At 71.9% G+C, this 26,579-nt stretch carries 26 protein-coding genes and 1 pseudogene; 15 read left to right on the forward strand and 12 right to left on the reverse strand.

What is annotated here, in order from left to right; translation table 11 throughout:
* Positions 1-6: 6 nt before the first annotated feature.
* The 4 genes from AB0H43_RS24610 to AB0H43_RS24625 are packed head-to-tail and all read right to left on the reverse strand — an operon-like array spanning position 7 to position 4,193.
* Positions 7-1,371, reverse strand: a complete 1,365-nt coding sequence (locus AB0H43_RS24610) for an FGGY-family carbohydrate kinase (protein ID WP_360002737.1) — start codon at positions 1,369-1,371, stop codon at positions 7-9.
* Positions 1,349-2,134 (reverse strand): DeoR/GlpR family DNA-binding transcription regulator, encoded by a 786-nt coding sequence (locus AB0H43_RS24615; protein ID WP_360002739.1) that lies wholly within the window; start codon positions 2,132-2,134, stop codon positions 1,349-1,351. The genes AB0H43_RS24610 and AB0H43_RS24615 overlap by 23 nt, the downstream gene beginning before the upstream one ends.
* Positions 2,131-2,745, reverse strand: coding sequence for a histidine phosphatase family protein (locus tag AB0H43_RS24620; RefSeq protein ID WP_360002741.1), 615 nt, complete (start codon positions 2,743-2,745; stop codon positions 2,131-2,133). The genes AB0H43_RS24615 and AB0H43_RS24620 overlap by 4 nt, the downstream gene beginning before the upstream one ends.
* Positions 2,742-4,193 (reverse strand): FGGY family carbohydrate kinase, encoded by a 1,452-nt coding sequence (locus AB0H43_RS24625; RefSeq protein ID WP_360003147.1) that lies wholly within the window; start codon positions 4,191-4,193, stop codon positions 2,742-2,744. The genes AB0H43_RS24620 and AB0H43_RS24625 overlap by 4 nt, the downstream gene beginning before the upstream one ends.
* 82 nt (positions 4,194-4,275) lie before the next feature.
* On the opposite strand from AB0H43_RS24625, the gene AB0H43_RS24630 reads away from it, so the two are divergent.
* From AB0H43_RS24630 to AB0H43_RS24640, 3 genes are read left to right on the forward strand one after another with little or no spacing between them, the layout of a single operon-like run.
* On the forward strand, positions 4,276-5,247 hold the full coding sequence (locus AB0H43_RS24630) for an inorganic phosphate transporter (protein WP_360002743.1): 972 nt from the start codon (positions 4,276-4,278) through the stop codon (positions 5,245-5,247).
* Positions 5,247-5,882, forward strand: coding sequence for a DUF47 family protein (locus tag AB0H43_RS24635; protein ID WP_360002745.1), 636 nt, complete (start codon positions 5,247-5,249; stop codon positions 5,880-5,882). Before AB0H43_RS24630 ends, AB0H43_RS24635 begins: the two co-directional genes overlap by 1 nt.
* A 26-nt stretch (positions 5,883-5,908) precedes the next feature.
* Complete coding sequence (locus tag AB0H43_RS24640) at positions 5,909-6,937, forward strand: hypothetical protein (protein ID WP_360002746.1); 1,029 nt, start codon at positions 5,909-5,911, stop codon at positions 6,935-6,937.
* Here the strand turns inward: AB0H43_RS24640 and AB0H43_RS24645 are convergent, their stop codons facing one another.
* The 6 genes from AB0H43_RS24645 to AB0H43_RS24670 form a co-directional block, all read right to left on the reverse strand.
* Positions 6,938-7,426: an ATP-binding protein gene (locus AB0H43_RS24645; protein ID WP_360002748.1), complete on the reverse strand. Its 489-nt coding sequence runs from the start codon at positions 7,424-7,426 to the stop codon at positions 6,938-6,940.
* A 78-nt stretch (positions 7,427-7,504) separates the two neighbouring features.
* A complete protein-coding gene (locus AB0H43_RS24650; RefSeq protein ID WP_360002749.1) occupies positions 7,505-8,215 on the reverse strand; it encodes an SDR family NAD(P)-dependent oxidoreductase in 711 nt (236 codons plus the stop codon).
* Entirely contained in the window at positions 8,212-9,519 is a 1,308-nt protein-coding gene (locus AB0H43_RS24655; RefSeq protein WP_360003148.1) for an enolase C-terminal domain-like protein, read from the reverse strand. Before AB0H43_RS24655 ends, AB0H43_RS24650 begins: the two co-directional genes overlap by 4 nt.
* Positions 9,520-9,530: 11 nt before the next feature.
* The gene (locus AB0H43_RS24660; RefSeq protein ID WP_360002751.1) at positions 9,531-10,388 is read right to left on the reverse strand and encodes a fumarylacetoacetate hydrolase family protein; all 858 of its coding nucleotides are present in this window, start codon (positions 10,386-10,388) and stop codon (positions 9,531-9,533) included.
* 3 nt (positions 10,389-10,391) lie between these two features.
* Entirely contained in the window at positions 10,392-11,216 is an 825-nt protein-coding gene (locus AB0H43_RS24665) for an amidohydrolase family protein (protein WP_360002753.1), read from the reverse strand.
* Positions 11,213-12,142: an aldo/keto reductase gene (locus tag AB0H43_RS24670; RefSeq protein ID WP_360002755.1), complete on the reverse strand. Its 930-nt coding sequence runs from the start codon at positions 12,140-12,142 to the stop codon at positions 11,213-11,215. Before AB0H43_RS24670 ends, AB0H43_RS24665 begins: the two co-directional genes overlap by 4 nt.
* Positions 12,143-12,221: 79 nt before the next feature.
* On the opposite strand from AB0H43_RS24670, the gene AB0H43_RS24675 reads away from it, so the two are divergent.
* The 9 genes and pseudogenes from AB0H43_RS24675 to fabF all read left to right on the forward strand — a co-directional run bounded on the left by AB0H43_RS24675 (position 12,222) and on the right by fabF (position 20,630).
* Positions 12,222-12,839 carry a GntR family transcriptional regulator gene (locus AB0H43_RS24675; protein WP_360002757.1) on the forward strand — a complete coding sequence of 206 codons (618 nt, stop codon included), beginning with the start codon at positions 12,222-12,224 and terminating at the stop codon, positions 12,837-12,839.
* Positions 12,840-12,860: 21 nt separating this feature from the next.
* Positions 12,861-14,297, forward strand: coding sequence for a glutamate--tRNA ligase (gene gltX / locus AB0H43_RS24680; protein WP_360002759.1), 1,437 nt, complete (start codon positions 12,861-12,863; stop codon positions 14,295-14,297).
* A 161-nt stretch (positions 14,298-14,458) separates the two neighbouring features.
* Positions 14,459-15,094, forward strand: coding sequence for a hypothetical protein (locus AB0H43_RS24685; protein WP_360002761.1), 636 nt, complete (start codon positions 14,459-14,461; stop codon positions 15,092-15,094).
* Between the two features lie 37 nt (positions 15,095-15,131).
* The gene (locus AB0H43_RS24690) at positions 15,132-15,842 is read left to right on the forward strand and encodes a hypothetical protein (protein ID WP_360002763.1); all 711 of its coding nucleotides are present in this window, start codon (positions 15,132-15,134) and stop codon (positions 15,840-15,842) included.
* Positions 15,843-15,845: 3 nt separating this feature from the next.
* Positions 15,846-17,021, forward strand: coding sequence for a helix-turn-helix domain-containing protein (locus AB0H43_RS24695; RefSeq protein ID WP_360002765.1), 1,176 nt, complete (start codon positions 15,846-15,848; stop codon positions 17,019-17,021).
* A 138-nt stretch (positions 17,022-17,159) separates the two neighbouring features.
* A pseudogene (locus tag AB0H43_RS24700) lies at positions 17,160-18,074 on the forward strand (ACP S-malonyltransferase); the annotation flags it as partial.
* A gap of 79 nt (positions 18,075-18,153) precedes the next feature.
* Complete coding sequence (locus AB0H43_RS24705; RefSeq protein ID WP_360003149.1) at positions 18,154-19,092, forward strand: beta-ketoacyl-ACP synthase III; 939 nt, start codon at positions 18,154-18,156, stop codon at positions 19,090-19,092.
* A 66-nt stretch (positions 19,093-19,158) separates the two neighbouring features.
* Entirely contained in the window at positions 19,159-19,395 is a 237-nt protein-coding gene (locus AB0H43_RS24710) for an acyl carrier protein (RefSeq protein WP_253761351.1), read from the forward strand.
* 8 nt (positions 19,396-19,403) lie between these two features.
* Positions 19,404-20,630: a beta-ketoacyl-ACP synthase II gene (gene fabF, locus AB0H43_RS24715; protein WP_360002767.1), complete on the forward strand. Its 1,227-nt coding sequence runs from the start codon at positions 19,404-19,406 to the stop codon at positions 20,628-20,630.
* Positions 20,631-20,637: 7 nt separating this feature from the next.
* Here fabF and AB0H43_RS24720 read toward each other — a convergent pair whose 3' ends face one another.
* Together AB0H43_RS24720 and AB0H43_RS24725 are read right to left on the reverse strand one after the other, a co-directional pair.
* Complete coding sequence (locus AB0H43_RS24720) at positions 20,638-22,302, reverse strand: glycoside hydrolase family 3 N-terminal domain-containing protein (protein ID WP_360002769.1); 1,665 nt, start codon at positions 22,300-22,302, stop codon at positions 20,638-20,640.
* Between the two features lie 59 nt (positions 22,303-22,361).
* On the reverse strand, positions 22,362-22,856 hold the full coding sequence (locus tag AB0H43_RS24725; protein ID WP_360002771.1) for a DUF3145 domain-containing protein: 495 nt from the start codon (positions 22,854-22,856) through the stop codon (positions 22,362-22,364).
* A gap of 289 nt (positions 22,857-23,145) precedes the next feature.
* Between AB0H43_RS24725 and AB0H43_RS24730 the strand changes: the two genes are divergently transcribed.
* The 3 genes from AB0H43_RS24730 (at position 23,146) to AB0H43_RS24740 (ending at position 26,471) form a co-directional block, all read left to right on the forward strand.
* Positions 23,146-23,475, forward strand: a complete 330-nt coding sequence (locus AB0H43_RS24730) for a hypothetical protein (protein ID WP_360002773.1) — start codon at positions 23,146-23,148, stop codon at positions 23,473-23,475.
* 101 nt (positions 23,476-23,576) lie between these two features.
* Positions 23,577-24,227 (forward strand): DedA family protein, encoded by a 651-nt coding sequence (locus AB0H43_RS24735; RefSeq protein WP_360002775.1) that lies wholly within the window; start codon positions 23,577-23,579, stop codon positions 24,225-24,227.
* 144 nt (positions 24,228-24,371) lie between these two features.
* Positions 24,372-26,471, forward strand: coding sequence for an AAA family ATPase (locus AB0H43_RS24740; RefSeq protein ID WP_360002777.1), 2,100 nt, complete (start codon positions 24,372-24,374; stop codon positions 26,469-26,471).
* Positions 26,472-26,579: the final 108 nt, after the last annotated feature.

The raw sequence follows: 26,579 nt of genomic DNA on the forward strand, positions 1-26,579 counted from the left end.
TGTCGATCACCAGCTCGCACGGGCGCGCGAGACGTGGTCGAGATATCGGGCGTAGCGGTCCTCATAGGAGGTCCGCGGCTCGTAAACGATTCCTGGGGCGGGCGCGAAAACGACCTCCCCCGGCAGCGCGGCCGCCGCCGCCATCGCGGCTCCCCGCGCACCGACCTCCTGCCCGGCGAGCACCCGGATCGGGCGGCCGAGGACGTCGGCGAAGATCTGCGCCCAGGCCGGGGTGGCCAATCCCCCACCACAGGCCACCAGCTCGCCGGAGAGCCCGGCGGCGGTCAGGCAATGCCGCGCGCTGTACGCGATCGCCTCGCACACCGCCCGCACGACGTCGGCGGGAGTGGTCCCGAGATGCAGGCCGTCGAGGCGGCCCCGAGCGCGCGGGTCGACGAACGGAGCGCGTTCGCCCGCCTCGGAGAAGTACGGCAGGACGGTCAGCCCGGCCGAGTCGCCGGTGGCGAGCAGCTCCGGCAGATCGGCCACGGTCGCCGAGACCAGCCGCAGCGCCCAGTCCAGCGCGGCGGTGCCGACCATCGCGGGCAACGCCCGCAACCACCGGCCCTCCGCCCAGGTACGCAGACTGAGCCCGGCCGGTTCGGCGGCGGTGTCGACGGTGTCCACGAGAACCTGGCAGGCCAACGTCGTACCGAGGATGAGGAGGCCGTCGCCGACGGCGGTCACCCCGGCGCCCAAGGCGGAGGCGGGCAGGTCGTAGAGGGCGGCGACGACCGGCGTCCCGTCCGGCAGCCGTCCCGAAGGGGCGGTCCGCGCAGGTGGCAGCAAGCGCTCGTGCTCTCCGAGTCCGCACAGGCTCAGCAGGTCCCGCTGATCCGTCGGGTCGGTCGCGCGTACGCCGGTCAGCCGGTGCAGGAGGACGTCCTTGCAGTACGCCGCGGTGGCCGCCCGCTTCAGCGACTCGGGCTCGTGCTGGGCGACCCAGGCCAGCAGCGGCGTCTGCGCGCCCGGGAACATGAGCGTCCCGGTACGCCGGAAACCCGCGGTGAGCAGCCCGGACGCGTCCCAGTCGCGGACGATGCCGGCGGCCCGGCCGTCCATCCAGGAGATCGCGGGCCGGACCGGACGGCCGTCGGCATCCACCAGCCAGAGCCCGTCACCCTGGGCGGTGACCCCGATCGCCTGCACCGGGCCGATCGACTCCCGCAGCTCGGCGAGGACCTCCTCGACCGAGGCCACCACGAGGTCGGCGTCCTGCTCGTACCAGCCCGGACCGACGCGGTCGACCCGCGTGGGCCGGGCGGCGCGCGCCAGCGGCTCGCCGGTGACCGAGAAGGCCACCGCCTTGGTGAGCGTGGTGCCCGCGTCGACCCCGACGACGACCGGCTCAGACGATCTCGTACGCGACACCGTTCTCCCGCATCTCCCGTAACGTCTCGGCGGGCGCACCGGCGTCGGTCAGCACCAGGTCGAAGTCGCGCAGCGGGGCGACCCGGTGCAAGGCGACGCGACCCAGCTTGGTGTGGTCGACGAGGAGGACCGAACGCTGAGCGCAGCGGATCATCGCGCGTTTGACCAGCACGATCTCCTGCTCCTGGTGATAGGCGTACGACCCCGACACCGCGGAGGTGGAGGCGAACAGCAGATCGACGCGCAGCGCCTCGATCGCCTCCATGCAGGGCACCCCGAGGAACGAGTCGTGCGTCGCGTAGTACTCGCCGCCCAGCGAGAGCAGCCGGATGCCGCGTACGCCCGACAGCAGCTTGATGGTCTCGAGGAAGTTCGTGATGACGGTCAGCGGGCCGGCGTCCACCAGCAGCCGGGCCAGCTCCAGCGTGCTCGTCGAGTCGTCGAGCATCACCGCCATCCCGGGTTCGACGAGTTCCCGGGCCCGTTGCGCCAGCGCCAGCTTCTCGGTGCGGGCGGCGCGCAGCCGGTAGGAGACGTTGCTCTCGAAGACGCTGGACGGCTGCGCGCTGACGCCGCCCCGGAACTTCCGGACGACCCCCTGCTTCTCCAGCTCGTCGAGGTCGCGGTGCACCGTCATCAGGCTGACGTGGAACATCTCGGCCAGGTCGGCGGCGGACACCGATCCGTGCTGCATCACGTACTCGGCGATCTCGGCCTGGCGCTGGGCCGGGCGCCCGCGGTCGGCGGTCTCGGAGGCGGTCATGCGGACCATCCTGCGGCCAGCGGCACGTTATACGCCAGCAGGGCGTACTGGTCGCCGGTGAGCCGGAACGTCACGGTCGCCGCCGGGTCCAGCTCGGGCAGGCGGCGTCGGTACTCGCTCAGCGGTACGCCGAGCACCGCGCAGGTGACCAGGCGGAGCAGCGTGTTGTGCGCGACCACGAGCAGCTTCTCCTGGCCCTCGGCCAGGTCGGTCAGGGCGGTCAGCGTACGGGTGACGGCCTCGCGGGGGTCCTCCCCGCCGGGGAAGTGACCGGCCACCGGGTCGGCGACGAACCGTTCGACCGCTGCCGCGTCCACCTCCCGCACTTCGTCCAGCGTCTTGCCCTCGGCGATGCCGAAGTCCAGCTCCCGGAGCCGCTTGTCCACCACCGGCGTCCGGTTCAGCAGCGCCGCCGTCGGCGCGATGGTGGCCTGCGCGCGCTGCAGCGTCGAGCAGGCCAGACCGGTGAAGTCCTGCGTCTTCGCCCAGCTCGCCAACGCTTCGGCCTGCCGCAGGCCGTGGTCGTCGAGCGGGATGTCGCTGCGGCCGGCGTACCGGTTGGGCGAGTGCCAGGCGGTCCGCCCGTGCCGGGCCAGCACCAAGGTCGTCATCGGTCGTCTCCCAGATATCCGCGGTCTCGCAGTTCGCCGACGAACCTTGCATACGGCTCGGCGAACCGTTCATGCACCTCCGGCCGGTGTGGCACGACCCGGCCCGACCCGGCCATCTTCTCCGCGGCCGCCGTCAGCGATCCGTCGCCCGCCGCCGCGGCCGCCGCCGCGCCGAACGCCGGTTCCGGGTGGGCGGGCAGGATCACGTCGCGGCCCAAGATGTCCGCGCGCAGCTGCGTCCAGTAGGCGCTGCGGGTCGCCCCGCCGGTCAGGCTGATCGGTCCCGAGACGTCCGCGCCCAGACCTTGGAGGTACGCGAAGCAGAGGCGCTCGACGAAGGCGACGCCCTGCAGCAGTGCCGCGTACCGGTCGGCGGGACCGGCGAAGACGCCGGTGTCGAAGGCCTCCGCCGCTGGGTCGACGAACGGGAAGCGCTCGCCTCGGGTGAGCAGCGGGTAGGTCAGGCCGGAGGCGGGCTCGAAGGCGGCCGCGGCGGCGTCGAGCGCGGCCCGGTCTCCCCCGGGGAAGCGCGCCTCCAGGGCTCCGGCGCCCACATTGGACGCGCCACCGGGCAACCAGCCGCCGTCGGGATGCCGATGCGAGTAGACCGCGCCACCCGGGTCGCGTAGCCGTTCAGTGGTGACACCCTTGAGCACGAGGGTGGTGCCGAGCACCGAGTTCCAGGCGCCCGGCGTCAACGCGCCCGCCGCCACCTGGGCCGCACAGCCGTCGGTCAGCCCGGCGTGCAACGGAGTGCCGACGGCGAGCCCGGTGTGCTCGGCGCCCACCAGGCCGACGCTCCCGATCCGATGTCCCGGACGTACGACGTCCGGCAGCATGCCGGCCGGTACGCCGAGCCGGTCGAGCACCGGCGCCGGCCAGGTCCCCGCCTCGACGTCGTATCCGGTCTTCAGGGCGTGGCTCCAGTCGGTGGCGACCGGCTCACCCGCCAGCCGCCCGGCCAGGTGGTCGGCGCAGTGTTGCAGCCGGCCCTCGTGGCCCGACCGGATCAGGTGCACCAGTTTCGGCAACGCCCAGCTCGGCTGGATGGGATAGCCGAGCGACGACCACAACTCGGCCCCGGCCGCGGCGACCTCGGCGGATTCGGCGTACGCCCGAGCGTCGTCGTACATCAGGGCCGGGGTCCGGGCGAGCCCGTCCGGGCCGGCCAGCACGAAGGTGCCCGAGGTGCTGCAGAAGCCGACGCCCCGCACCCGATCGGCGTCCACACCGGACAACGCCTGCCGGAACGCCTCTCCGAGCACCCGCCACCATTCGGCCGGGTCCTGCTCGTGCCGGGCGGTGCCGTCCTCGGCGAGGGTGCGGTGGCTCGTCAGCCGGCCCGAGCCGCGCCCGGCGATCGAGCCCGTGCCGTCCACGAGGTACACCCGCAGGCTCTGGGTCCCGACGTCGACGCCTGCCCACAGCTCGCCTGCGGGGTTGATCATCACGGGGGAATGTTAACTTAACATCGCTGCGCGGTAAAGCACCGTTGATACTGCGTGAGATCGAGTGTTAAATAACATCCTCATGAACTGGTTCGGCTTCGCGCTGGCCGCCGCCTTCGCCCTCTTCACCGGCTTCAACGACGCCGGTGCGCTGGTGGGGCTGGGTCTGCGCCTCAGCGCTCGAGGTCTGCCGCCGATGCCGGCCGTCGTGATGCTCGCACTGGCCGCGACGTTGGCTCCGGCCGTCCTCGGCACCGCGGTCGCCGCCACTCTCGGTGAGCGTCTCGTCGGCGCGGGCGGCGATGAGCGTACGGCGACGGCCCTGACCGCTGCCGTGACGGCGGCGGTCCTGGTCACCGCGGCCCTGGCCGCTCGCGGCCTGCCGACCAGTCTCACGCTGGCCCTCATCGGCGGCATCGCCGGAGCCGGGCTCGGCGCCGGGCTGGCCGTCGACTGGCCGATCCTCGGCTCGGTCCTGCTCACGGCCGCGATCGCACCGTGCGTCGGGGCGCTCGCCGCGCTCGGGGTGCACCGGCTGCTCACCGCCGTACCGGCGTACGAGGGGGCCGGGCGGCGGCTGCGCTGGCTGCACGCCGGAGCGCTCGGGATGAGCTGTCTCGCGTACGGGGCCAACGACGGGCAGAAGATGATCGCCGTCTACGCGGCCGTCCAAGGCGGCACCGCCGCCCGGTACGCCGCCTCCCCGCTCGCGCTCGTCACGATCGGCGGTTGCTTTCTCATCGGCGGGCTGCTCGGGCTGCCTCGGCTGGCCGCCGCCCTGGCCGGGCGGCTGGGCACCGGCCGCCCCGACGCCGCGGTGGTGACCGAGCTGTCCGGGGCGGGCGTCGTCCTCGGCACGGCCGCGCTCGGCGCTCCGGTGAGCATGACGCAGTCGCTGTCGGGCGCGATGGTCGGCACCGGGCTCACCGGCGGCTCGCGACGCGTCCGGTGGGGTGGTGTGCTGCGGCTCGGCCGGGCCTGGCTGCTGACCCTGCCGACGGCGTTCGCGGTGGGCGTCGCGGGTTGTCTCCTCGTCCGGACGGCGGTCCACTGATGCCCGCCCGCCTCAGTGATCTGCTTCGCGACTTGTCCGGACGCGGTGACGAACTGCTGGCCCGGCTCGTCGCCGAGCAGATCGCCATCGCCGCCGACGGCACGTGTCTCGCCGCCGCCCTGGCCCGGGGGGAGCTGGCCGCCCCGGACGCCCGGCAGCGTGTGGCCGAGATCGAGCACGCCGGGGACGACGGCCGGGCGCGACTGGTCCAGCGACTGCGCCGCAGCGTCACGTCCCCTGTGGACCGGGAAGACCTGTTCCGCCTGTCTCGCAGCGTGGACGACGTGCTCGACGCCGTCCGCGACTTCATCCGGGAGGCCGACCTCTTCGGTCTCACCACCCTGCCGGCCTGCCCGCCGGTGCTCGACGCGCTCGCGCGCGGTCTGGCCGGACTCACCGACGCGGTGCTGCTGCTGCCCCGCGATCCGGTGACGGCGGCCGAACTCGCGCTCCGGGCGAAGAAGCAGGGCCTGCGCACGGAGTACCAGCATGCGCTGTCCCGGCTTCTCGATCAGCCGCTCACTGCCGACGTCCTCAAGGCGACCCTGCTCCTCCACCGGCTGGACACCGCGGGAATCCATCTCGCGGCGGCCGCCGACGCCCTCGCCGACGGGGTGATGAAGCGGTTCCAGTAGCACCACCGTCCCCATTGGAGGTACTCATGCCCCTCAACCGCCGTACGCTGTTCCAAGCCGCCGGGCTCGGCGCGCTCGCCGCCGCCCTGCCGGTGACCGCCACGTCCGCCGGTGCCGCCGACGTGGCCGCCCCACCACGCTTCGACCTGGCCGCGCCCGGTCAGCCGCTGTTCCGCACCAAGCCGCTGCACAACAAGACGGTCCTGCAGTCGCTCGCCTTCGACAACGTCAACCGGCACGTGTACACCGTGCAGCTCATGGCCGGCGGGCAGCAGCTCGCCGGAGAGGCCGCACCCGTCAGCGGAGCCAAGCGGGATCTGGCCGGCGACCTCTGCCTGACCCAGCTCGACCTCGACGGGAACGAGCTGGGCCACATGTTCCTCATGGGCTTCGGCCACGGCGTGCAGATCGGCGCCGAACCGGTCGGCTCGTCCGCCTTCCTCTGGACCGAGACCGACGCGATCGCCGACGACGGGCTGCACGGCTGGGGCAGCCGCCTCGCCCGGTTCCGGTTCGACGACGGGGCGATCGTCACCCCCGACTCCCCCGGCGTACGCCGAATCACGCCGATCCCGGGCGCGGACCGGACGACGTGTGGGGTCGATCCGGTGCTGAACCGGCTGGTGATGCGTCACCGGATCGCCGGGACCTTCCGGTACGCCCTCTACGACCTCGACGACGTCCGGCGCAATCAGTTCGCCCCGATCTTCGAGGTGGACCAGCCGGCCCTGACCTACTCGTTCCAGGGGTACGCCAGCAGCGGCGCCTACCTCTACCTCCTGGAGGGCTCGTCCTACGGCAGCTCCGGCTCGACCGCGCCGATCGGGAACACCTACCTCACCTGCGTGGAGTGGGCGTCCGGGGCGGTCGTGGCCCGGCAGCTCGTCACCGACGGCACCGATCTGGCCTTCCGGGAGCCCGAAGGAATGGCGATCCAGGTCCCCGACCTGGGCGACCCGGCCGGGATCCGGCTGGCCTTCGGATTCGCCTCGACCACGTCACCCACCGACACGGCGAAGCTGGCGAGCGTCTACTACAAGGACGTGCTCATCTGATCATCGCGTCAGCCATGCTGTTTCGGCGGACATTTCACCGCGCGAAGCAGCATGGCCGGCGTGATGATCACGCGACGGGCTCAGCCCGTTCAGATTGAGCCAGGCGAGCACGGTGGTCCCGGCGTCGCCCGAATGGATCTCCACCCCGTCCGCGAGCCGCCGGACGAGCCACAGGCCCCGGCCGTGCGGCGCGTCCGGGCCGACCAGCTCCCAGCCCACCCCGAACGGATCGGGCATCCCCACGCCCGCGTCCGAGACCTCGCAGAACAGCTGGCCCGGCGTACGCCACACGCGCAGCCGGCCGACGCCGCCGCCGTACATGACGGCGTTGGTCGCCAGCTCATTGGCGATGATGACCATCGCGTTCGCCCGTTCCTCACCGGCGCCGGCCGTGCGGGCGGCGGCCGCCGTGGCCTCGCGCACCGCGGCGAGGCCGTCCAGCCGGAAGGACCGTTCGGCGACCAGCTCCGCGGCGTGGTCAGGTGGCATGGCCGCCCGATACCCGACGGTGCTCGAACGAAAACGCGGGTCAGGGGCCTGGTCAGGAATCGGACATCGGGCCCGTTGTCAGCGGACGAGGCGAAGCCCGCCCATCCCGCCGTCGACCGCGAGCGAGGCTCCGGTCGTCGCCCCCGCCCCCGGCCCGGCCAGGTACGCGATCGCCGCGGCGACCTCGTCCGCGGTGACGAGGCGCCCGGTGGGCTGCCGGGCTTCGAGCCGGGCCCGTTCGGCGGCCGGGTCGGCGGCGTTGGCGAGCAGCCGGGCGACCCACGGCGTGTCCACCGTTCCCGGCGCGACGCAGCAGACGCGTACGCCGAACGACACGAGGTCCGCCGCCATGGCGAGCGTCAACGCATGGACGGCGCCTTTGGACGCGCTGTACAGCGCCCGGTTGACCAGCCCGGCCGTAGCGGCGATCGACGACACGTTGACGATCACCCCGCCGTGCCGCGACGCCTTCAGGTAGGGCAGCGCCGCCCGGCTGGCCCGGACGATCCCGACGACGTTGACGTCCAGTACGCGATGCCACTCCTCGTCGGAGTTGGCCTCCACCGGCCCGACCGCGCTGATCCCGGCGCTGTTGACGAGGATGTCGACGCCGCCGTGCTCAGCCGCGATCCGCTCGAGTACGCCCTCCAGCGGCCGGCTGACGTCGCCGTCCGGCAGGTCGACGACGGCCACGGTCGCGCCGCGTTCCCGGAAGAGCGCCGCGCAGGCGGCCCCGATGCCGGACGCGCCGCCCGTGACGACGGCCACCCGTCCCGCGAAGTCGTTCATTGGATCCTCCACTCCGGACCGTTGGGGAAGGCGTACCGGGTCAGGGTGTCCTCGCGCATCTGAGCGGAGAAGCCCGGCCGCTGGGGCGCGCGGTAGCGCCCGTCCCGGATGACCACCGGGTCCACGAAGTGCTCGTGGAGGTGGTCGACGTATTCGAGGTGACGCCCGTCCAGGGCGCCGGAGACCGCCACGTAGTCGAAGAACGAGAAGTGCTGGACCAGTTCGCAGAGGCCGACGCCGCCCGCGTGCGGGCAGACCGGCTTGCCGAAGGCCGCCGCGAGCAGCAGGATCGCCAGGTTCTCGGTGACTCCGCCGACCCGGCAGGCGTCGATCTGCACGACGTCGATCGCGTCGGCCTGCAGCAGCTGCTTGAACATGACCCGGTTGTGCACGTGCTCACCGGTCGCGACGCGGATCGGCCCTCCGCCGGGACCCGCTCCGCGCAGTCCGGCGCGGATGGCGGCGTGCCCGAGCACCTCGTCCGGGCTGGTGGGCTCCTCGATCCAGTAGGGGTCGAGCGGAGCCAGGCGCTTCATCCAGTCGATCGCCACGGGCACGTCCCAGCGCTGGTTGGCGTCCACCGCGATGCGTACCCCTGGTCCGATTGCGGCCCGCGCGGCCCGGAACCGGCGCAGATCGTCCTCGAGGTCCGCGCCGACCTTCAGCTTGATCATGTCGAAGCCGTCGGCCACCGCCTCCTTCGCGAGCCGGGTGACCTTGGCGTCGTCGTAGCCGAGCCAGCCCGCCGAGGTGGTATAGGCCGGGTATCCGGTATCGGCGATCTCGGCCAAGCGCTGCTCGCGGCCCGCCGCCCGGTCCGTGAGCAGATCCACGGCCGCCGCGGGGCTCAAGGCGTCGGTCAGATACCGCCAGTCGACCAGGTCTACCAGGTGCTCCGGCGAGTACGCCGAAAGCAGCCGCCACAGGGGCAACCCGGCGCGGCGGGCGGTCAGATCCCAGACGGCGTTGATGATCGCCGCCGCCGCCAGGTGCATGACCCCCTTCTCGGGGCCGAGCCAGCGCAGCTGGGAGTCGTGGGTCAGCCGCCGGGCGAACTCCCCGAGATCCAGCGGGTCGAGGGCTTGACCGACCACATAGGAGCGCATCGCCTCGATCGCCGCGACGCAGACGTCGTTGCCCCGGCCGATGGTGAAGGTCAGCCCGTATCCCGTCAGCCCGCCGTCGGTGATCAGTTCGACGTAGGCCGCCGAGTAGTCCGGATCGGGATTCATCGCGTCGGAGCCGTCGAGCGTCCGGGAGGTCGGGAAGCGGATGTCGTGCACCCGCATGCCGGTGATCTTCATGTCACCGGGTTTCACGCCGCCGCCAGCCGCGTACGCTGATGGCCGATGCCGTCGATCTCGACCTCCACCAGGTCGCCCGGCTGCAGGTAGGGGAACCGGCCGGACAGCGCGACGCCTTGGGGCGTACCGGTGTTGAGGACGTCGCCCGGTTCGAGCACGGTGAACTGGGACAGGTGCCAGATGAGGGTGCCGACGTCGAAGATCATGTCCGCCGTCGAGGAGTCCTGCCGGGGCTCGCCGTTCACCCAGCTGCGCAGCCGGAGCTTCTGCGGCCCGCCGAGCGCCTCGACCTCGTCCGGAGTGACGAGCCACGGCCCGAGCGGGTTGAACGTCTCGCAGCTCTTGCCCTTCGACCACTGCCCGCCCGAGACCTCCAGCTGGAACGTCCGCTCGGAGACGTCGTTCGAGACGGCGTACGCCCCGACGCACCGCAGGCCCTCCTCGGGCGAGGAGAGGTAGCGTGCCCGCTTGCCGATGACGACGGCCAGCTCGACCTCCCAGTCGGTCTTCACCGAGCCCCGGGGGATGAGGATGTCGTCGTAGGGGCCGGACAACGTGTTCGGCGCCTTGTAGAACATGATCGGCTGGGTCGGCGGCTCCTGCCCGGACTCGGCGGCGTGCGCGGCGTAGTTCTGCCCGATGCAGAGGATGACGCCCGGCCGGGCCAGCGGCGCGCCGAGGCGCTGGCCGGTGATGTCGATCTCCGGCAGCCCGGTGAGCTGGAGTCCGGCCGCGACTCGGGCGAGGAACTCCCCGTCGATGTCGGCCGTCAGCGACCGCAGGTCGTAACACGTGAGCACGGCGGGCGTGGAGTCGTCGAGAGCGACCGGAATCTCGGCCCCGGCGGGGCCGACTCTGAGGAATTTCATGTGTCAATCCAATCCATACGTACGAGCGGCGTTGTCGGTGAAGACCGCCGCGTGCAGGTGGGCCGGGATCAGGTCGCGGGCGGCGGCCAGCCACCGCTCGTAGCCCCCGGCCAGCTCCACCACCGGCCAGTCCGACCCCCAGAGGAGCCGATCCGGGCCGAAGAACTCCAGCGCCCCGTCGGCGTACGGGCGCAGGTCGTCGACTTGCCAGGTCGCCCAGTCGGCCTCGGTGACCAGGCCCGACAGCTTCGCCACGACGTTCGGGCAGGCGGCGAGGCCGGCCACGGCCGCCCGCCAGGGGGCAACCGCCCCGGAGCGGATCTGCGGCTTGCCGAGGTGGTCGAGGACCAGCCGGGCGTGGGGCAGCGACGTGGCCGCCACAACCGCGCCGGGAATCTGCTCGGCCCGGATCACGAGGTCGAAGGTGAGCCCGGCGTCGGCGATGAGGGCCAGCCCGTCGATCACGTCCGGGCGGGCGAGGAAACCCGGATCGGGCTCGGCCTGCACCTGGCTGCGTACGCCGGCCAGCTTGGCGCCGCCCGGTCCGGCTCGATGGGCGTCGAGTTTCTCGGCCAGCCGGGGATCGAGCGGGTCGGCCCACCCCACGACGGCGGCGATCTCGGGCGTACCGGCGGCGAGGGCGAGGAACTCGGTGGTCTCGGCGTCGTCGCAGCGGCCCGCCTCGACGAGCACCGTCCTCGTGACGCCGGCCCGAGCGAGCCGCTGCCGCAGGTCGTCCACCGTGTAGTCCCGGCGGATCGGGGCCAGCTCCGGCTCGGCGAGCCAGGCGTACCCGGCGGTCCAGAGATGGTGATGGGCGTCGATCACGCGATCGCCGCCCACAGCTCGTCCGGGATCGTCGTCTCGATCATGTCGGCCGCGTCGTCGACCTCCGTCGGCGAGCGGAGTCCGACCAGGACGGACGCCACGGCCGGATGGCGCAGCGGGAACTGCACGGCCGCCGCCCGCAGCGGCACACCGTGCTCCTCGGCGATCTGCTTCAGGCGCAGCGCCCGTTTCACCAGGTCGTCGTCGGCGGTCGCGTAGTCGAAGGTCGCGCCGGGACGCGGATCGGCGAGGATGCCGGAGTTGAACACGCCCGCCGCGATGACGGCGACCCCGCGGTCGGCCGCCAGGTCGAGCAGGCCGGTCCCGCTGCGGTCGAGCAGCGTGTAGCGGCCGGCCATCAGCACGACGTCGAGATCCACCCGCTCGACCAGGTACGCCAGCACGTCCGCGCGGTTCGCCCCGGCCCCGATCGCGGTGACGAGCCCTTCCTCGCGCAGCCGGACCAGTTCCGGGTACGCCTCGGCGACGGCCTGGTCGAGGTGGTCGTCGGGATCGTGGAGGTGCACGACGTCCACGCGGTCGCGGCCGAGCCGGCGCAGACTGTCCTCGAAGGATCGGCGTACGCCGGCGGCGGAGAAGTCGAAGACGGGCCGCACCGACGGGTCGACGCCGGCCCAGACGTCGGGGTCGACGTCGCCTTGGTCCTCCCGTTCGAGTACTCGGCCGACCTTGGTCGACAGCACATGAGCGGACCGGTCGCGCAGCGCCGCACCGGATCGGGTCTCGCTGCGGCCGTAACCGTAGAAGGGGGCGGTGTCGAAGAGGCGTACGCCCCGGTCCCACGCACGATCTACGGTCTGGCGCGCCTGGTCTTCGCTGACGTCGGCGTAGAGCCCGCCGATCGGCGCCAGGCCCAGGCCCAGCCGGGTGACCGACAGGCCGGTCCGGCCCAGCTCCACCTGCATCAGGTACCTCCAGCAGAAAAATCCTATAGGATTCTCGGCGATCCTATAGGATGTACCCGGCTCTGGGAAAGGGGGCGAAATGGGCAATCGGACGCTGAGCGACGAAGTCTACGAGGCGGTCAAGGCGATGATCATGGATCATGTGATCCCGCCGGGCGGCCGGGTCACCATCGACGCGGTCAGCCGCCAGCTGGACGTCTCCCCCACGCCCGTCCGCGAGGCGCTGGCCCGGCTGGAGTCCGACGGACTGGTGGTCAAGCGGCCGATGGCCGGATACACGACCGCGCCCTTGTTGACGCCGGTGGAGTTCGAGCAGCTCTTCGAGGTCCGTGCGCTGCTGGAATGCGCCGCCGCCGCGCGCGCCGCCCGGTTCGGCGACCCGGCCGTCGAGTTCCCCCGGATGCCCACGCCGACCGCCGATCCGGGGTACGCCGGCCACGCCGCCTTCACCTCGGCGGACGCCGCGTTCCACGACGCCGTCGCGGTCGCGGCGGGCAACCCGGTGCTTCGCGAATCGATCGCACGCCTGCATGCCCACCTGCACGTTCACCGGGTGGCCTTTCCCGGGGTGGGCTCCACCGAGCTCGAACATGAGGCGATCGTGGCGGCGATCCGGGCGCGCGATCCGGAGGCGGCCGAAGCGGCGATGCGTACGCACCTGGACGCCGCGCGGGAACGCCATCGCGAGGCCCGCTAGGCGTCCTCTACCCTGGTAGGGGTGACGGTTCGTGTGCGCTTCGCCCCCTCTCCCACCGGTATCTTCCACGTCGGCGGGGCCCGGTCGGCCCTGCAGAACTGGATCTACGCCAAGCAGCACGAGGGTGCGTTCGTCCTGCGGATCGAGGACACCGACGCGGCACGCAACCGGCCGGAGTGGACCGAGGGCATCCTCAACGCCCTGGACTGGATCGGTATCGAGCGCGGCACCTACGAGGGCCCCTACTTCCAGTCCGCGTACGCCGCGGAGCACGTCAAGGCCGCGACGCGGCTCTACGAGGCCGGCCGCGCGTACTACTGCGACTGCACCCGCGACCAGGTCCAGGCACGGACCGGCAACCAGTACTCGGGGTACGACGGCTTCTGCCGCGACCGGGCGCTCGGCCCGGGCGAGGGCCGCGCGCTGCGTTTCCTCACGCCGGACGAGGGTGAGACGGTCGTCGTCGACCTCATCCGCGGCGAGCCGACCTTCGAGAACAAGCTCATCGAGGACTTCGTGATCGCCCGGGGCGACGGCTCGCCGGTGTTCCTGCTGGCCAATGTGGTCGACGACCTGACCATGGGAATCACCCACGTGATCCGGGCGGAGGAGCACCTGCCCAACACGCCCAAGCAGCAGATGCTGTGGGAGGCGCTCGGGCACACCCCGCCGGTCTGGGCCCACGTCCCCATCGTGGTCAACGAGAAGCGGCAGAAGCTGTCCAAGCGCCGGGACAAGGTCGCGCTGGAGATGTACCGCGACGAGGGCTACCTCGCCGCGACGATGCGCAACTACCTGATGCTGCTGGGCTGGGCGCCCTCCGGCGACCGGGAGATCGTGCCCTGGTCGGTGATCGAGGAGGAGTTCCGGCTCGAGGACGTCAACCCCTCCCCGGCCTTCTTCGACGAGAAGAAGCTGCGCTCGTTCAACGGCGAGTACATCCGCGCACTGTCCGTCGAGGACTTCGTCCAGGCCTGCCTGCCCTGGCTGACCGGCCCGTTCCTCACGCCCGAGGAGAAGGCGGAGAAGGGTTACGGCGTCACCGCCCCGCCGTGGGACCTGAACTCCTTCGACCTGGCCGTCTTCGCCCAGGTCGCGCCGCTGGCCCAGACCCGGATCGCGGTCCTCTCCGAGATCGTGGAGTACGTCGACTTCCTCTTCCTCGACGAGCCCGTCGTCGACGAGGGCGCCCGGGCCAAGGCGGCCAAGGACGCCGCCATCCTGCCCGCGGTCATCGAGGCGTACGAGGGGTCGGCGGAGTGGTCGACCGAGCCGCTCAAGGAGACGCTGATCGCCGTCGGCGAGGCCGCCGGGCTCAAGCTCGGCAAGGCTCAGGCGCCGGTCCGCGTGGCGGTCACGGGGCGTACGGTCGGCCTGCCGTTGTTCGAGTCGCTCGAGGTGCTCGGCAAGGAGAAGGCGCTGGCCAGACTGCGTCAGGCGGCCGCCACTCTCCTCTGAGGAGGATCACAGCGCGTAGCGTTGCGCAATCGTGACCTTCTTACCGCAACGGACTTCAGCTTCGAGGTGTCTTCTGGTGCGAAGGCGGGAATTGCTCCGGCGTTCCCGGCTTCGTCCGCACCGGTATTCATCTTCAACGGGGACCGAATATGTCACGCACGGTGGCACGACGCGCACTCATCGGCGGTTTCGCACTGGCCGCGATGGGTCTGTCCGGCCTGCTCGCCCCCTCGGCGCAGGCCGCACCGGCCCCGGCGCCCAACCAGATCACCATCGTGGGCGAGGGTCTCCCGACGCCGCTGACGATCGCGGCCAAGGACACACCGGACCAGTTCGAGGCGATGCTCGGCGAAGTCGACTTCCTGGCCACCGGCGTGGCGGTCGCCTCGTCGCCGAAGGCTGACAAGCTCGGCCCGAAGTACACCGTGACCCTGTCGGTCGACGGCATCGGCAAGTCGCAGTACGACCTCTACCCGCTCGCGGCGGGTGGCCCCCGCGCGTTCCGCCCGGCGGCCCAGCCGGACAAGCGGAAGACCACGGCGGGCTGGTTCTACGGCCGGCTCACCATGCCGTCCACGATGCGCTCGGTCGGCGTACCGCTGGGCGGGGGCACGACCTATCAGCCGCCGGCCGGTGGTGGCGGCGGGGGCGTGTCGACCCAGACGAAGCACGCCACGTCGGACATCAGCGAAGTCATGGGCGAGTGGCGGCGGGTCGTCGCGCTCAACGGCGCGATCGTCATCGTCATCGCGATGGGCCTGTTCGGCATCGCCTTCCTCATCCGCCGGAAGGTGTGATCGGCCACCGGCGGGGTTTCACCGTATCCTGCTCGGCATGCGCACCCCCCTCGCCGCGGCCCGCGCCGCTTTCGCGCTGCTGATCGCGGGTCTGGCCCTCGCCGGATGCATGAAGGTCGACGCCGCTCTGGTGGTGAACGACGACGACACGGTCTCCGGCGACGTCGTGCTCGCGGTCGACCGCCGGCTCGCCAACGTCACCGGGCAGTCCGAAGACCGGCTGGTCGCCACGGTGGGGCTGGACAAGGAGAAGCTGCCGGCGACGGCCACGATCGAGCGGTACGAGGACGCCGGTTTCGTCGGCGTACGGGTGTCCTATGCCAAGACGCCGCTGGCCCAGTTCAACGGGGTCAGCGGCCGGGACGCCTTCACCCTGGTCCGCTCGGGCAACGAGTACGCCTTCTCCGGCTCGGTCGACCTGCGTACGGTGAACCTCCTCGATCCCGGCGTACGCGCCTTCGCCGACCAGTTCAGCTTCCGGATCGCGGTGACGTTCCCCGGCAAGGTCACCGAACACAACGGGGTGCTGTCCGGGCGTACCGTGTCGTGGCAGCCCAAGGCCGGTGAGATGCGTACGCTGCAGGCCCGGGCGAAGGTGAACGGCCCGGTGCAATGGCTGCCGCTCGTCGCGGCGGGAGTGGGGTTGGCCGCCGTCGGCACGGTGGTCGTCGTCTTCCTTCTCTCGCGTCGCCGGCCCCGCCGGGCCGAGGAGCCGACGCTTGTCGAATACCCACATGACATGCTGTAGGACATGACCAAGGCACCAGCGCTGTCCGCGACCCTGAAGCGGATCGAGCGGGCGGCCGGTTCCCTGGCCACCGCCAGCGTGGCCCGGATGGACGAGGTGCTGCCCTGGTTCCGGGGGATGCCCGCGGACCAGCGGGCCTGGGTCATGCTCGTGGCGCAGTCCGGGGTGCAGTCGCTCGTCGAGTGGCTGCGTCAGGACGATCATCGGGCCGGTACGCAGGAGGTCTCCGACGAGATCTTCGACGCCGCACCCCGAGCGCTCGCTCGCAGCATCAGCCTGCAGCAGACGGTCGCCTTGATCAAGGTCACCATCGACGTCGTCGAGGAGCAGGTCCCGACGCTGGCCGCCGAGGGCGAGGAGGACCTGCTCCGGCAGGCGATCCTGCGCTATTCGCGGGAGGTCGCGTTCTCCGCGGCCCGGGTGTACGCCCGAGCGGCCGAGACGCGCGGCGCGTGGGACGCCCGCCTTCAGGCCCTGCTCGTCGACGCGCTGCTGCGGGGCGACTCCTCCGACGTCCTGGCCAGCCGGGCGGCCGCCCTGGGCTGGTCGGACGCCCCGCCGGTCGCGGTGGCCGTCGGCCGCTCCCCCGGTGGTGAGGCCGCCGCTGTCCTGCACGCCGTCCACCGGCTCGCCCGGCGGCTGGGCGTCGAGGTCTTCGGCGGGGTCCACGGCGACCGCCTCGTGGTGGTCCTGGGCGGGGCGACCGATCCCCTGGCCGCGGCCGAGAAGCTGGCCGCGGGCTTCGGCGAGGGTCCCATCGTGGTCGGTCCGGCCGTTCCGTCGCTGGACGAGGCGAGCACGAGCGCGCGCTCGGCGCTGGCCGGCTTCCGGGCCGCCGCCGCCTGGCCCGCCGCACCGCGGCCGGTCGCTGCCGAGGCGCTGCTGCCGGAACGGGCGCTGGCCGGGGACGCCGAGGCGCGCCGCGTCCTGCGGCAGGACATCTACGGCTCGGTGCTGCGTTCCGGCGGTGAACTGCTGGAAACGCTCGACGCCTTCCTGACGCACGGCGGTGCACTGGAGGCGACCGCCCGCGCGCTCTTCGTCCACCCGAACACGGTCCGCTATCGCATGCGGCGAGTGGCCGAGATCACCGGGCACGCTCCCCTCAATCCCCGGGACGCGTTCACCCTCCGAGTCGCCCTCGCGTTGGGCCGCCTGGAGCCCAGCCAGCCGAGCTGAGCAGGGGTCGGAGATTCACGAAGTGGTCATGACGGTGACATCCCACGTCAATCTTTGTGGAGACCCTACAAACGCGGTAGGCGGATTTGGTGGCGAGCGACAACGGCTTGGTCACGGCCGATCCCTCAGGGTTGATTAGTGCTCGCCGTATTCTCTCCAGGCCAGGGTGCCCAGAAACCGGGCTTCCTGACCCCGTGGCTCGCCGTCGACGGCGTCTCCGACCAGCTGCGTCAGTGGTCTGAACTGACCGGCGTCGATCTCGTCCACCTCGGCACCGACGCCGACGCCGACGAGATCAAGGACACCGCCAAGACGCAGCCGCTGCTGACCGCGGCCGCCCTGATCGCCGCGGCTCAGCTCCCGCTGCCGTCCGCCGCCGTGGTGGCCGGGCACAGCGTCGGCGAGCTGAGCGCCGCCGCCATCGCCGGCGCGCTCCCGGCAGACGACGCGATCGCCCTGGCCGGCGTACGCGGCCGGGAGATGGCCGCGGCCTGCGCTCTCGAGCCCACCGGCATGGCCGCCGTCCTGGGCGGCGACGAAGCCGAGGTGCTGGCCGCCATCGCCGCCAACGGGTTGTACCCGGCCAACCGCAACGGGGCTGGGCAGATCGTCGCCGCCGGCGCGCTGGACGGCATCGACAAGCTCGCCGAACAGCCGCCGACGAAGGCGCGGGTGATCAAGCTGCAGGTCGCCGGGGCGTTCCACACGCCGTACATGGCTCCGGCCGAAGCCGCGCTGACCGGGTTCGCGGAGAAGATCACGCCGAGCGACCCGACGCGTACGCTGCTGCAAAATGCCGACGGAATGGCCGTAGGCTCGGGGACGGAGCTGCTGTCGCGGCTCGTCCAGCAGGTGACCGCGCCCGTTCGCTGGGACCTCGTCATGGCGAGGCTCGCCGACCTGGGCGTGACGGCGATCCTCGAACTGCCCCCGGCGGGTACGCTCGCCGGCCTGGTCAAGCGGGCCGTCAAGGGTCTGGAGATCGTCACTGTGAACACGCCGGACGACCTGGCGGCCGCCCGCGACCTGATCGAGCGCCACGGCGCCCCCGCCGAAGGAGTCACCGCCTGATGGGCAGCAACGGTCTCATCCACCGCGACGGCGGCAGCCCCGCTATTGAAGGAGTCTGCGCCTGATGGGCAGCAAGATCGTTTCGCTCGGCCATTACCAGCCCGCCCGGGTGCTGACCAACGACGACCTCGCCCAGATGGTCGACACCAACGACGAGTGGATCCAGTCCCGGGTCGGGATCAAGGAGCGGCGCATCGCCGACACCGAGACCGTCGCCGACATGGGTTCGGCCGCCGCGGAGAAGGCGCTGGCCGCCAGCGGGCTGGCCGCGTCCGACATCGACCTCGTCATCGTCGCCACCTGCTCGTCGGCCGACCGCAGCCCCAACGTGGCCTGCCGGATCGCCCTGAAGCTCGGGCTCGGCACCCCGGCGGCGTTCGACGTCAACACGGCGTGCTCCGGTTTCTCGTACGCCCTCGCCCTGGCCGACCAGGCGATCAACGCCGGCGCGGCGACCCACGCCATCGTCGTGGGCGTCGAGAAGCTCTCCGAGATCACCGACTGGACCGACCGCTCGACCGCGGTCATCTTCGGTGACGGCGCGGGCGCGGCGGTGGTCAGCAAGACCGCCGACGGCGAGGAGACCGGCATCAGCCCGGTCGTCTGGGGCTCGGCGCCCAGCGAGGCGATCCGCATCGAGACCTGGCGGCCCTACATCCAGCAGGACGGCCAGACCGTCTTCCGGTGGGCCACGACGGCGATCCCGCCGCTGGCCCGCGAGGTGTGCGAGAAGGCGGGCTACGACCCCGCCGACATCGCCGCCTTCGTTCCGCACCAGGCGAACCTGCGCATCATCGAACCGGTGGCGCGCAAGGTCGGCGTGGTCAACGCGGTCGTCGCGCGCGACATCGTGGAGTCCGGCAACACGTCGGCGGCGAGCATCCCGCTCGCCCTGTCCAAGATGGTCGAGCGCGGCGAGGTGAAGTCCGGCAGCCCGGTGCTGCTGATCGGCTTCGGCGGTGGCCTGACCTATGCCGGTCAGGTCGTACGCTGCCCCTGACCAGTCCCAATACTGCGTCCCTGAGACCATCAGCGGCACAGCGAACCAAACCATGAAGGGAAGAACATGACCCGCGAAGAGATCACCTCTGGCCTCGCCGAGATCCTCGAAGAGGTCGCCGGGGTGAACCCCGACGACGTCTCGGAGGAGAAGTCGTTCACCGAGGACCTGGACGTCGACTCGCTGTCGATGGTCGAGGTCGTCGTCGCGGCCGAGGAGAAGTTCGGCGTGAAGATTCCGGACGACGAGGTGCAGAACCTCAAGACCGTCGGCGACGCCGTCGCCTACATCCTGAAGGGCTGATCTTCCCCTTGTCTCGTCGTGACGTAGTCGTCACCGGGCTCGGTGTCACGTCCCCGCTCGGCGGGGACGTGGCCACCACCTGGGACGCCATGCTCGCCGGCAAGTCCGGGGTCAGCGCGCTGACCGACGACTGGGCCGAGCAACTGCCCGTGCGGATCGCGGCGAAGGTGGCCGTCGACCCCTCGGAGGTGCTCGACCGGGTCCGCCTGCGCCGGCTGGACCGGTCCGAGGCGCTCGCGTTGATCGCCGCCGACCAGGCCTGGAAGGACGCCGGCCTGGGCGATTCGGGACTCGATCCCGAGCGGCTGGCAGTGGTGGTCGGCTCCGGCATCGGCGGGGCGCAGACCCTGCTGGCCCAGGACGACATCCTGGAGGCGTCCGGGCCGCGGCGGGTCAGCCCGCACACGGTCCCGATGCTGATGCCCAACGGTCCCGCCGCCTACGTCGGCCTCGAGTACGGGGCGAAGGCCGGCGTACACGCGCCCACCAGCGCCTGCGCTACCGGGGCCGAGGCGATCGCGTGGGGCTTGGACATCATCCGCTCGGGCCGGGCCGACGTCGTGATCGCCGGCGGCACCGAAGCGGTCATCCACCCGCTGCCGATCGCCGGGTTCGCCTCGATGCGGGCCATGTCGACCCGCAACGACGATCCCGAGCGCGCGTCCCGGCCGTGGGACAAGGCGCGCGACGGCTTCGTCCTCGGTGAGGGCGCCGGCATCGTGGTGCTGGAGTCCGCCGAGCACGCCGCGGCTCGCGGCGCGCGCGTCCACGCCGTACTCGCGGGGGCCGGGCTCACCTCGGACGGCTACGACATCGTCCAGCCGCACCCCGATAGCGAGGGCGGTGGCCGGGCCATGCGCGCGGCGCTGCGCAGCGCCGATCTCGACCCGGGCGAGGTCAAGCACGTCAACGCGCACGCCACGTCCACCCCCGTGGGCGACATGGCGGAGATCGCGGGCATCCGCCGGATCATCGGCGACCACCCGGTGCTCACCGCCACCAAGTCCATGACGGGTCACCTGCTCGGCGCGGCGGGCGCGGTGGAGACCATCGCGACGATCCTGGCCGTACGCGAGTCGATCATCCCGCCGACGATCAACCTCGACGACCCGGACGAGGGCCTGACGCTCGACGTCGCCGCCCACAAGCCGCGGGCGCTCGACATCCCGGCCGCGCTGAACAACTCGTTCGGCTTCGGCGGCCACAACGTCGCGTTGATCTTCACGCGCGCGTAGCGGCGGGTCAGCCGCAGGAAGTCCTCGGAAGGCCGTTCACCGCCACCGGTGAGCGGCCTTCCGCTTTCGCCTTCCCGGCCAGCACCTTGGCCAGGGCGTCCAGCGACAACGGGCTCGACGAGTAGGTCGCCAGCAGCACGGGAGAGGCCGACTTCGCCAGCACGTACGGGGTGTCCATGGCGACCGTGATCGTCGCCTTGGCGTTCAGGTCCCCCGCCGCGTCGCCATAGCCGACGAGGTGCACCACCTGCGCACCGGCGGGCACCGTGCTCTGCTCCACGCGTACCCCTTGGGCTTGCAGAGCCTTCACCAGACGGTCTCGGCTGGCGTCGCGGCCCTTCGCCGCCGTCACGCTGACCACGCCCGTGACCAGCGGAGCGCCACACGCGCCGCGCAGCTGGGTCACTGCGGCGCTCGCGGCCGCCGCCACCGCGGCCTGGTGTTCGGAGCCCGCCAGCGCGTCGAGGCCCGGCTGGTCGTCCTCGGCCACGGCGCGCTTGAGGGTCAGGATGCGGGTCACCGAGGCGCGCAGGCGGTCGCGCGACAGCTTGCCGGACTTCAAGGCCGTCAAGATCCCGTTGTACGCCGCCACGGGGTCGGGCGGCATGAGCAGCAGATCGTTGCCGGCCTCCAGCGCCCGGACGGCGGCCTCCCCGGCGGGCCAGCGCTCGGCCGGGGCCATGTTGAGCGCGTCGGTGACCACCACGCCGTCGAAGCCGAGCTGCTGCCGCAGCACACCTTCCAGCACCTTGGCCGAGAAGCTCGCGGGCATCCCCGGATCGATCGACCGCACGTCGAGGTGGCCGGACATGATCAGCTGGACGCCGGCCTTGATCCCGGCCTGGAACGGCGGCAGGTCGACCTCGGCCAGCTGCTGCCGGGTCTGCTGGAGCTGCGGCAGGTCGCCGTGGCTGTCCGCGGCCGGGCGGCCGTGCCCCGGGAAGTGCTTGAGGGTGGCGGCGACCCCGGCGGCCTGGAGCCCCCGGACGGCGGCCGCCGCCTGCTCGGCGACCAGCTTCGAGTCTGACCCGAACGAGCGGGAGCCGATGACGGACGACGCGCCCTGCACGTCGGCGTCGGGGGCGAAGTCGACGTTGATCCCCATCGCAGCCAGCTCGGTCCCCGCCGTACGCCACGCGGCCTCGGTCAACTCGGGCTGGTTGGCCGCGCCCAGCGCCATCGCGCTCGGCAGCAGCGTCACACCGGACTTCACCCGGGTGACCACGCCGTACTCCTGATCGGTGCCGATCAGCAGCGGGGTCCCGGCGGGCAGCTTCGCCGCCGCGGCCTGCAAACCTGCCGTGAACGCACGGACCTGCTTCGGATCGTCGATGTTGGCGGTGTCCTGCGCGGTCGGATCCCCGGCCTCGAAGCCGACCAGGATCACCCCGCCGAGGCGGAGCTTGGTCACCAGCTCGGCCGGCGTGCTGACCCCGGCCAGCTTCTGGTTCGCCTTCGCCGCCCCGGCCGACACCTTCGTCGCGTCCTGGCCGTACGCGTACGGCATCAGGACCTGCCCGGCGAGGTCCTCGTCGCTGAACAGGGCGACCTGCCCGGCCAGGGTCGTCGGACCGGGCGAACGCTCGGGGGTCGCCGGGGACTCGGGGGCAGTGCCACAGGCAGTCAGGGCCAGCGCGCACAAGATCAGGATCGCTGCTGCATTCCGCCGCATGGCGGGCATCCCATCACACGTTCGGCCGAACCGCCACCGGACGCGCGCGACTTTGTGACTCAGCCCGCCCTCTGCGTGAGCAGGGTGAACGGAGCGCCGTCCCCGGCCCAGCGGTAAGGCTCGAGCTCGGCGTCCCAGGCCGTGCCGAGCGCCCGGTCCAGCGCCAGCGAGAGGGCCTCCGGCGTACGCGCCTGGGCCATGATCGAGCGCAGCTGGTCCTCGCCGAGCTGGGCGTCACCGGCCGCCCCGATGGTGGCCCGATGCAGGCCTCGCCCGGGGACGTGCATGTACCGCTCCCCGTCCACGCCGGGGCTGGGCTCCTCGGTGACCTCGAACCGGAGCATGTTCCATTGCCGCAGCTCGGCGGCCAGTTCGGCGCCGGTCCCCGGACGCCCGGTCCACCCGCACTCGGCGCGCCGCGCACCGGGATCGACGGGCTGCAGCGTCCACTCCAGACTCACCGGGGCAGCCAGGACACGAGCTATCGCCCACTCGACGTGAGCACACACGGCGAGCGGGGTCGAGTGGACGTAAACGACGCCTCGCGTGGGCACTTCCGACCTCCCGGTGTCGACAGGTGCGTCTTCCCCTACGACCTGGCGACCAGTGACGGCGGTATGCCCGATTTATTGGGTTCTGAAACTGATGGTGACAACGGGTCCATGATGACGGGTGAGACGGACGAGACGCCAGCGAATCGGCAAAGTCGTCCGGAGAAAGTGCCGCTTCAGGCGACCACGGGGGCAGCGATTGGTGGGAAGGCGGAGGCGGCGGCTATGATGTCCCGGGCCTTTCTGACTGAGGCTCCGCTTTTTGGACGTCGTGACATCTGGGAGTAACTCCGTGGCGAGCAGCACCTCGAAGACCGCGCGCGCGTCTGTCCGGGCCGGTGAGGCCAAGGGCGGCGCTCTCAGCGTGCTGGGTGAATTCAAGTACCTCATCCCGCTGAACAAGGGCAAGCACGTCTACGTGCGTAACCTCACCAACGGCAAGACCACGCACCTGAGCACCAGCTCGGACGCGTTCGTCGAGGAGATCCGGGTGCTGACCGCGGCCGGTCACGGTGCGAAGATCCGCGCCGAACTGACCGCGCTGCAGGCGGCGAACCCGGAGCACGGCTGGGACGCCACCGAGAAGCGGCTCGCCGAGGCCGGCGCCTTCGGCGAGGCCTGACCGCCCACGCTCTTGACGGAACCCCCGCGACACGGTCGCGGGGGTTCCGTGTTTTCGGCTATCGTCGAGGCCCGTCCCCCGATCCGCTAAGCAGGTCCGAGATGGAACACGCGCAGGAGTGGCTCTCGGCCTTTCCGCCGCTCGTCGTCTACCTCCTGGTAGGACTCGTCATCGGCGCGGAGAGCATGGGCATCCCCCTGCCCGGCGAGATCACCCTGATCAGCGCGGCTCTCCTGGCCGCGAGCGGCACCGGCAACCCGTGGCTCGTCGGCCTGGCCGCCGCCGTCGGGGCGATCGTGGGCGACTCGCTCGGCTACGCCATCGGCCGGCGGGGCGGCCGTCCCCTGCTGGAACGGGTGGGACGGCGGTTCCCCAAGCATTTCGGACCGGCGCACCTCGCCAAGGCGGAGCAGATGTTCGGCCGCTGGGGCGTGTGGGCGGTCTTCTTCGGCCGCTTCATCGCCTTGCTGCGCATCCTGGCCGGCCCGCTCGCCGGGGCGCTGCGAGTGCCCTACGGGCGGTTCCTGGTCGCCAACGCGTCCGGCGGGGTCGTCTGGGCCTTCGGCACCGCACTGCTGGTCTACCACCTCGGCGCGGTCGTCGAACGCTGGATGAAGGGCCTGTCCTGGGTCGGTCTCGCGGTGGCGGTGCTGATCGGGATCGCCACCACGCTCTGGCTCAAGCGCCGGGCTCGTAAGGCCATGGCCGACGTCGTCGAGATCGAGCCCGAGCCGCAGACCGCGGACGCGTAGACCCGGGACGCGGAGACCCCGTTCGGAGCACCGTCGGTGTCGCTCGTGACACACCCCGCGACGAGGTGTGCACCGGGGCACTAGGCTTTGACGGCGTTGTTTCGCGCTGGGGTACGCGAGCGCAGGGAGCCCGGGGGGAGCCGCATGACCGAGACGCAGGCCAGCCCGCTCGAACAGGAGATCGCCGTCGAGCAGCGGCACGTCGATCGCGTCTACACCCAACTCGCCCGGATGCGCGAGTCGATGGCGCAACTGGAGGCGGGCGGCTACGACCTCGCCGGGGCCCGCGTACCCGGCTCCCTGGTCGACCGCGACGCGATGGTCTTCCACGCCGCCCGGCAGCGGCAGATCCTGGACGCCGAGCACGAAGGCCTCGTGTTCGGCCGCCTCGACCTGCGTGAGCTGCCGCACCCCCGATACGTCGGCCGCATCGGCATCCGCGAGGACGGCAGCACCGACCTCGATCCGCAGACCCCCGACGAGGTGGAGCCGCTCGTCATCGACTGGCGGGCACCGGCCGCCGAGCCCTTCTACCGGGCCACCGCGGCGCACCCCCTCGGTGTGGTGCGCCGCCGGATGATCCAGTCCTCCGGCGAGAAGGTCACCGGAGTCGAGGACGATCTCCTGGACCCGGACGGCGCCCCGCCCGGCATGACGGTGATCGGCGACGGAGCCCTGCTCGCGGCGCTGGCCAAGGCCAAAGGCACCGGCATGCGAGACATCGTCGCCACCATCCAGCAAGAGCAGGACGTCGCCATCCGGGCGCCCGGCAGCGGCGTCACCGTGGTCGAGGGCGGCCCCGGCACCGGCAAGACCGCCGTCGCCCTGCACCGGGCGGCGTACCTGCTCTACTACGACCGCGCCCGGTTCGCCGGCGGCGGCGTACTGATCGTCGGCCCCTCCCCCGTCTTCGTCTCCTACATCTCCGCGGTCCTGCCCTCCCTCGGCGAGGAGAGCGCCACCCTGAAGTCGCTCGGCGAACTCGTCGACGGCGTACGCGCGACGCGGGAGGAGACCGCCGAGGTTCACGCGATCAAGGGCTCCCTGCGGATGCGCCGGGTGCTGCGGCGGGCCGCCGAGGACGCGGTCCCCGGGCAGCCCGACGGACTGCGGATGCGGTTCCGGGGCGACTGGCTCCAGCTGCCCGGCCGGCAGGTGGAGCAGATGCGCCGGCAGATCGTCCGCGGGCAGCGGCGTAACGAGATCCGGGCGAAGGCGTTCGGCGCGATCCTGGACACGCTGTGGGAGCAGGCGAAACGCCGGCTGCCCGGCTGGGAGCAGTCCCGGTTCGACGAGGAGCTGACGGAGAACGAGGAGTTCCGCACGTTCCTCAAGCGCTGGTGGCCCCGGGTACGCCCGGTCGACGTGCTGAGCTGGCTCGCCGACCCCAAGCGCCTCGCCTGGTACGCCGAAGGCACGCTGAGCCGCGCCGAGCAGGCCCGGCTGGCCGACTCGATCCGGCCCGGCGATCTGTCGGTGGACGACGTCGCGCTGCTGGACGAGATCGACGAGCTGATCGGCCGCCCGCCGGTGGCCCGCCGCAAGACCGCCACCGGTTACCGGGTGCTGGGCGTACGCACCCAGGCCGCCGCGCGGGACCACGTCGATCGCTCGGACTACCGCGACTACGCGCACGTCATCGTGGACGAGTCGCAGGACGTCACACCGATGCAGTGGCGGATGGTCGGGCGGCGGGGCCAGGTCGCGAGCTGGACGATCGTCGGCGACCCGGCGCAGACCGCCTGGACCGGCGACGCCGCGGAACCGGGTCGAGCCCGCGATTCGGCGCTGGGCAGCCGCCGGCGGCACACGTTCAGCCTCACGACGAACTACCGGAACCCGGCGGAGATCTTCGCCGTGGCGGCGGCCGAGATTCGGCGCGTAGCGCCGGATCTGCCGCTGCCGAAGGCGGTCCGCTCCACCGGCGTGGCCCCCGTCCAGGTCGCCGTGCCGCGCGGTGAACTGCGGCGGACGGTGGAGAAGGCGGTCGGCCAGTTGCTCGACGAGGTGGACGGCACGGTCGGCGTGATCACGCCGGAGGCGTCCACTCGCGACGAGATCGCGGGCTGGCTGCCGGAGTCCGCCCGGCTGCAGGTCGTGACCGGGTTGGCGGCCAAGGGCATGGAGTACGACGGCGTCCTCGTCGTGGAACCCAAGCGGCTCCGGGAGCTGTCCGGCGCGCGTACGCTCTACGTCGCGCTGTCCCGGGCCACCCAACGGCTGACGACGATCGAACTGGCGTAGCGGGCGCTTCGTCGGCGCTGGATCAGGGTTCCGGGTCGAATCTTGACGCAAGCCCCGGGGGTCGACCGGATCGATCAGGCGCTCGGTGAACGTGCGGGCGACGGCGGT

The organism is Hamadaea sp. NPDC050747 (assembly GCF_040654195.1).
Lineage (GTDB): Bacteria > Actinomycetota > Actinomycetes > Mycobacteriales > Micromonosporaceae > Hamadaea.

Coding starts and splice junctions, on each gene's coding strand:
- AB0H43_RS24710 (WP_253761351.1), top strand. CDS start 19,159: ATGACCCGCGAAGAGATCACCTCTGGCCTCGCCGAGATCCTCGAAGAG.
- AB0H43_RS24655 (WP_360003148.1), bottom strand. CDS start 9,519: ATGAAGATCACCGGCATGCGGGTGCACGACATCCGCTTCCCGACCTCC.
- AB0H43_RS24635 (WP_360002745.1), top strand. CDS start 5,247: ATGCCCGCCCGCCTCAGTGATCTGCTTCGCGACTTGTCCGGACGCGGT.
- AB0H43_RS24670 (WP_360002755.1), bottom strand. CDS start 12,142: ATGCAGGTGGAGCTGGGCCGGACCGGCCTGTCGGTCACCCGGCTGGGC.
- AB0H43_RS24645 (WP_360002748.1), bottom strand. CDS start 7,426: ATGCCACCTGACCACGCCGCGGAGCTGGTCGCCGAACGGTCCTTCCGG.
- AB0H43_RS24640 (WP_360002746.1), top strand. CDS start 5,909: ATGCCCCTCAACCGCCGTACGCTGTTCCAAGCCGCCGGGCTCGGCGCG.
- AB0H43_RS24650 (WP_360002749.1), bottom strand. CDS start 8,215: ATGAACGACTTCGCGGGACGGGTGGCCGTCGTCACGGGCGGCGCGTCC.
- AB0H43_RS24690 (WP_360002763.1), top strand. CDS start 15,132: ATGCGCACCCCCCTCGCCGCGGCCCGCGCCGCTTTCGCGCTGCTGATC.
- AB0H43_RS24675 (WP_360002757.1), top strand. CDS start 12,222: ATGGGCAATCGGACGCTGAGCGACGAAGTCTACGAGGCGGTCAAGGCG.
- AB0H43_RS24695 (WP_360002765.1), top strand. CDS start 15,846: ATGACCAAGGCACCAGCGCTGTCCGCGACCCTGAAGCGGATCGAGCGG.
- AB0H43_RS24735 (WP_360002775.1), top strand. CDS start 23,577: ATGGAACACGCGCAGGAGTGGCTCTCGGCCTTTCCGCCGCTCGTCGTC.
- AB0H43_RS24625 (WP_360003147.1), bottom strand. CDS start 4,193: ATGATCAACCCCGCAGGCGAGCTGTGGGCAGGCGTCGACGTCGGGACC.
- AB0H43_RS24620 (WP_360002741.1), bottom strand. CDS start 2,745: ATGACGACCTTGGTGCTGGCCCGGCACGGGCGGACCGCCTGGCACTCG.
- AB0H43_RS24720 (WP_360002769.1), bottom strand. CDS start 22,302: ATGCGGCGGAATGCAGCAGCGATCCTGATCTTGTGCGCGCTGGCCCTG.
- AB0H43_RS24615 (WP_360002739.1), bottom strand. CDS start 2,134: ATGACCGCCTCCGAGACCGCCGACCGCGGGCGCCCGGCCCAGCGCCAG.
- AB0H43_RS24630 (WP_360002743.1), top strand. CDS start 4,276: ATGAACTGGTTCGGCTTCGCGCTGGCCGCCGCCTTCGCCCTCTTCACC.
- AB0H43_RS24740 (WP_360002777.1), top strand. CDS start 24,372: ATGACCGAGACGCAGGCCAGCCCGCTCGAACAGGAGATCGCCGTCGAG.
- AB0H43_RS24660 (WP_360002751.1), bottom strand. CDS start 10,388: ATGAAATTCCTCAGAGTCGGCCCCGCCGGGGCCGAGATTCCGGTCGCT.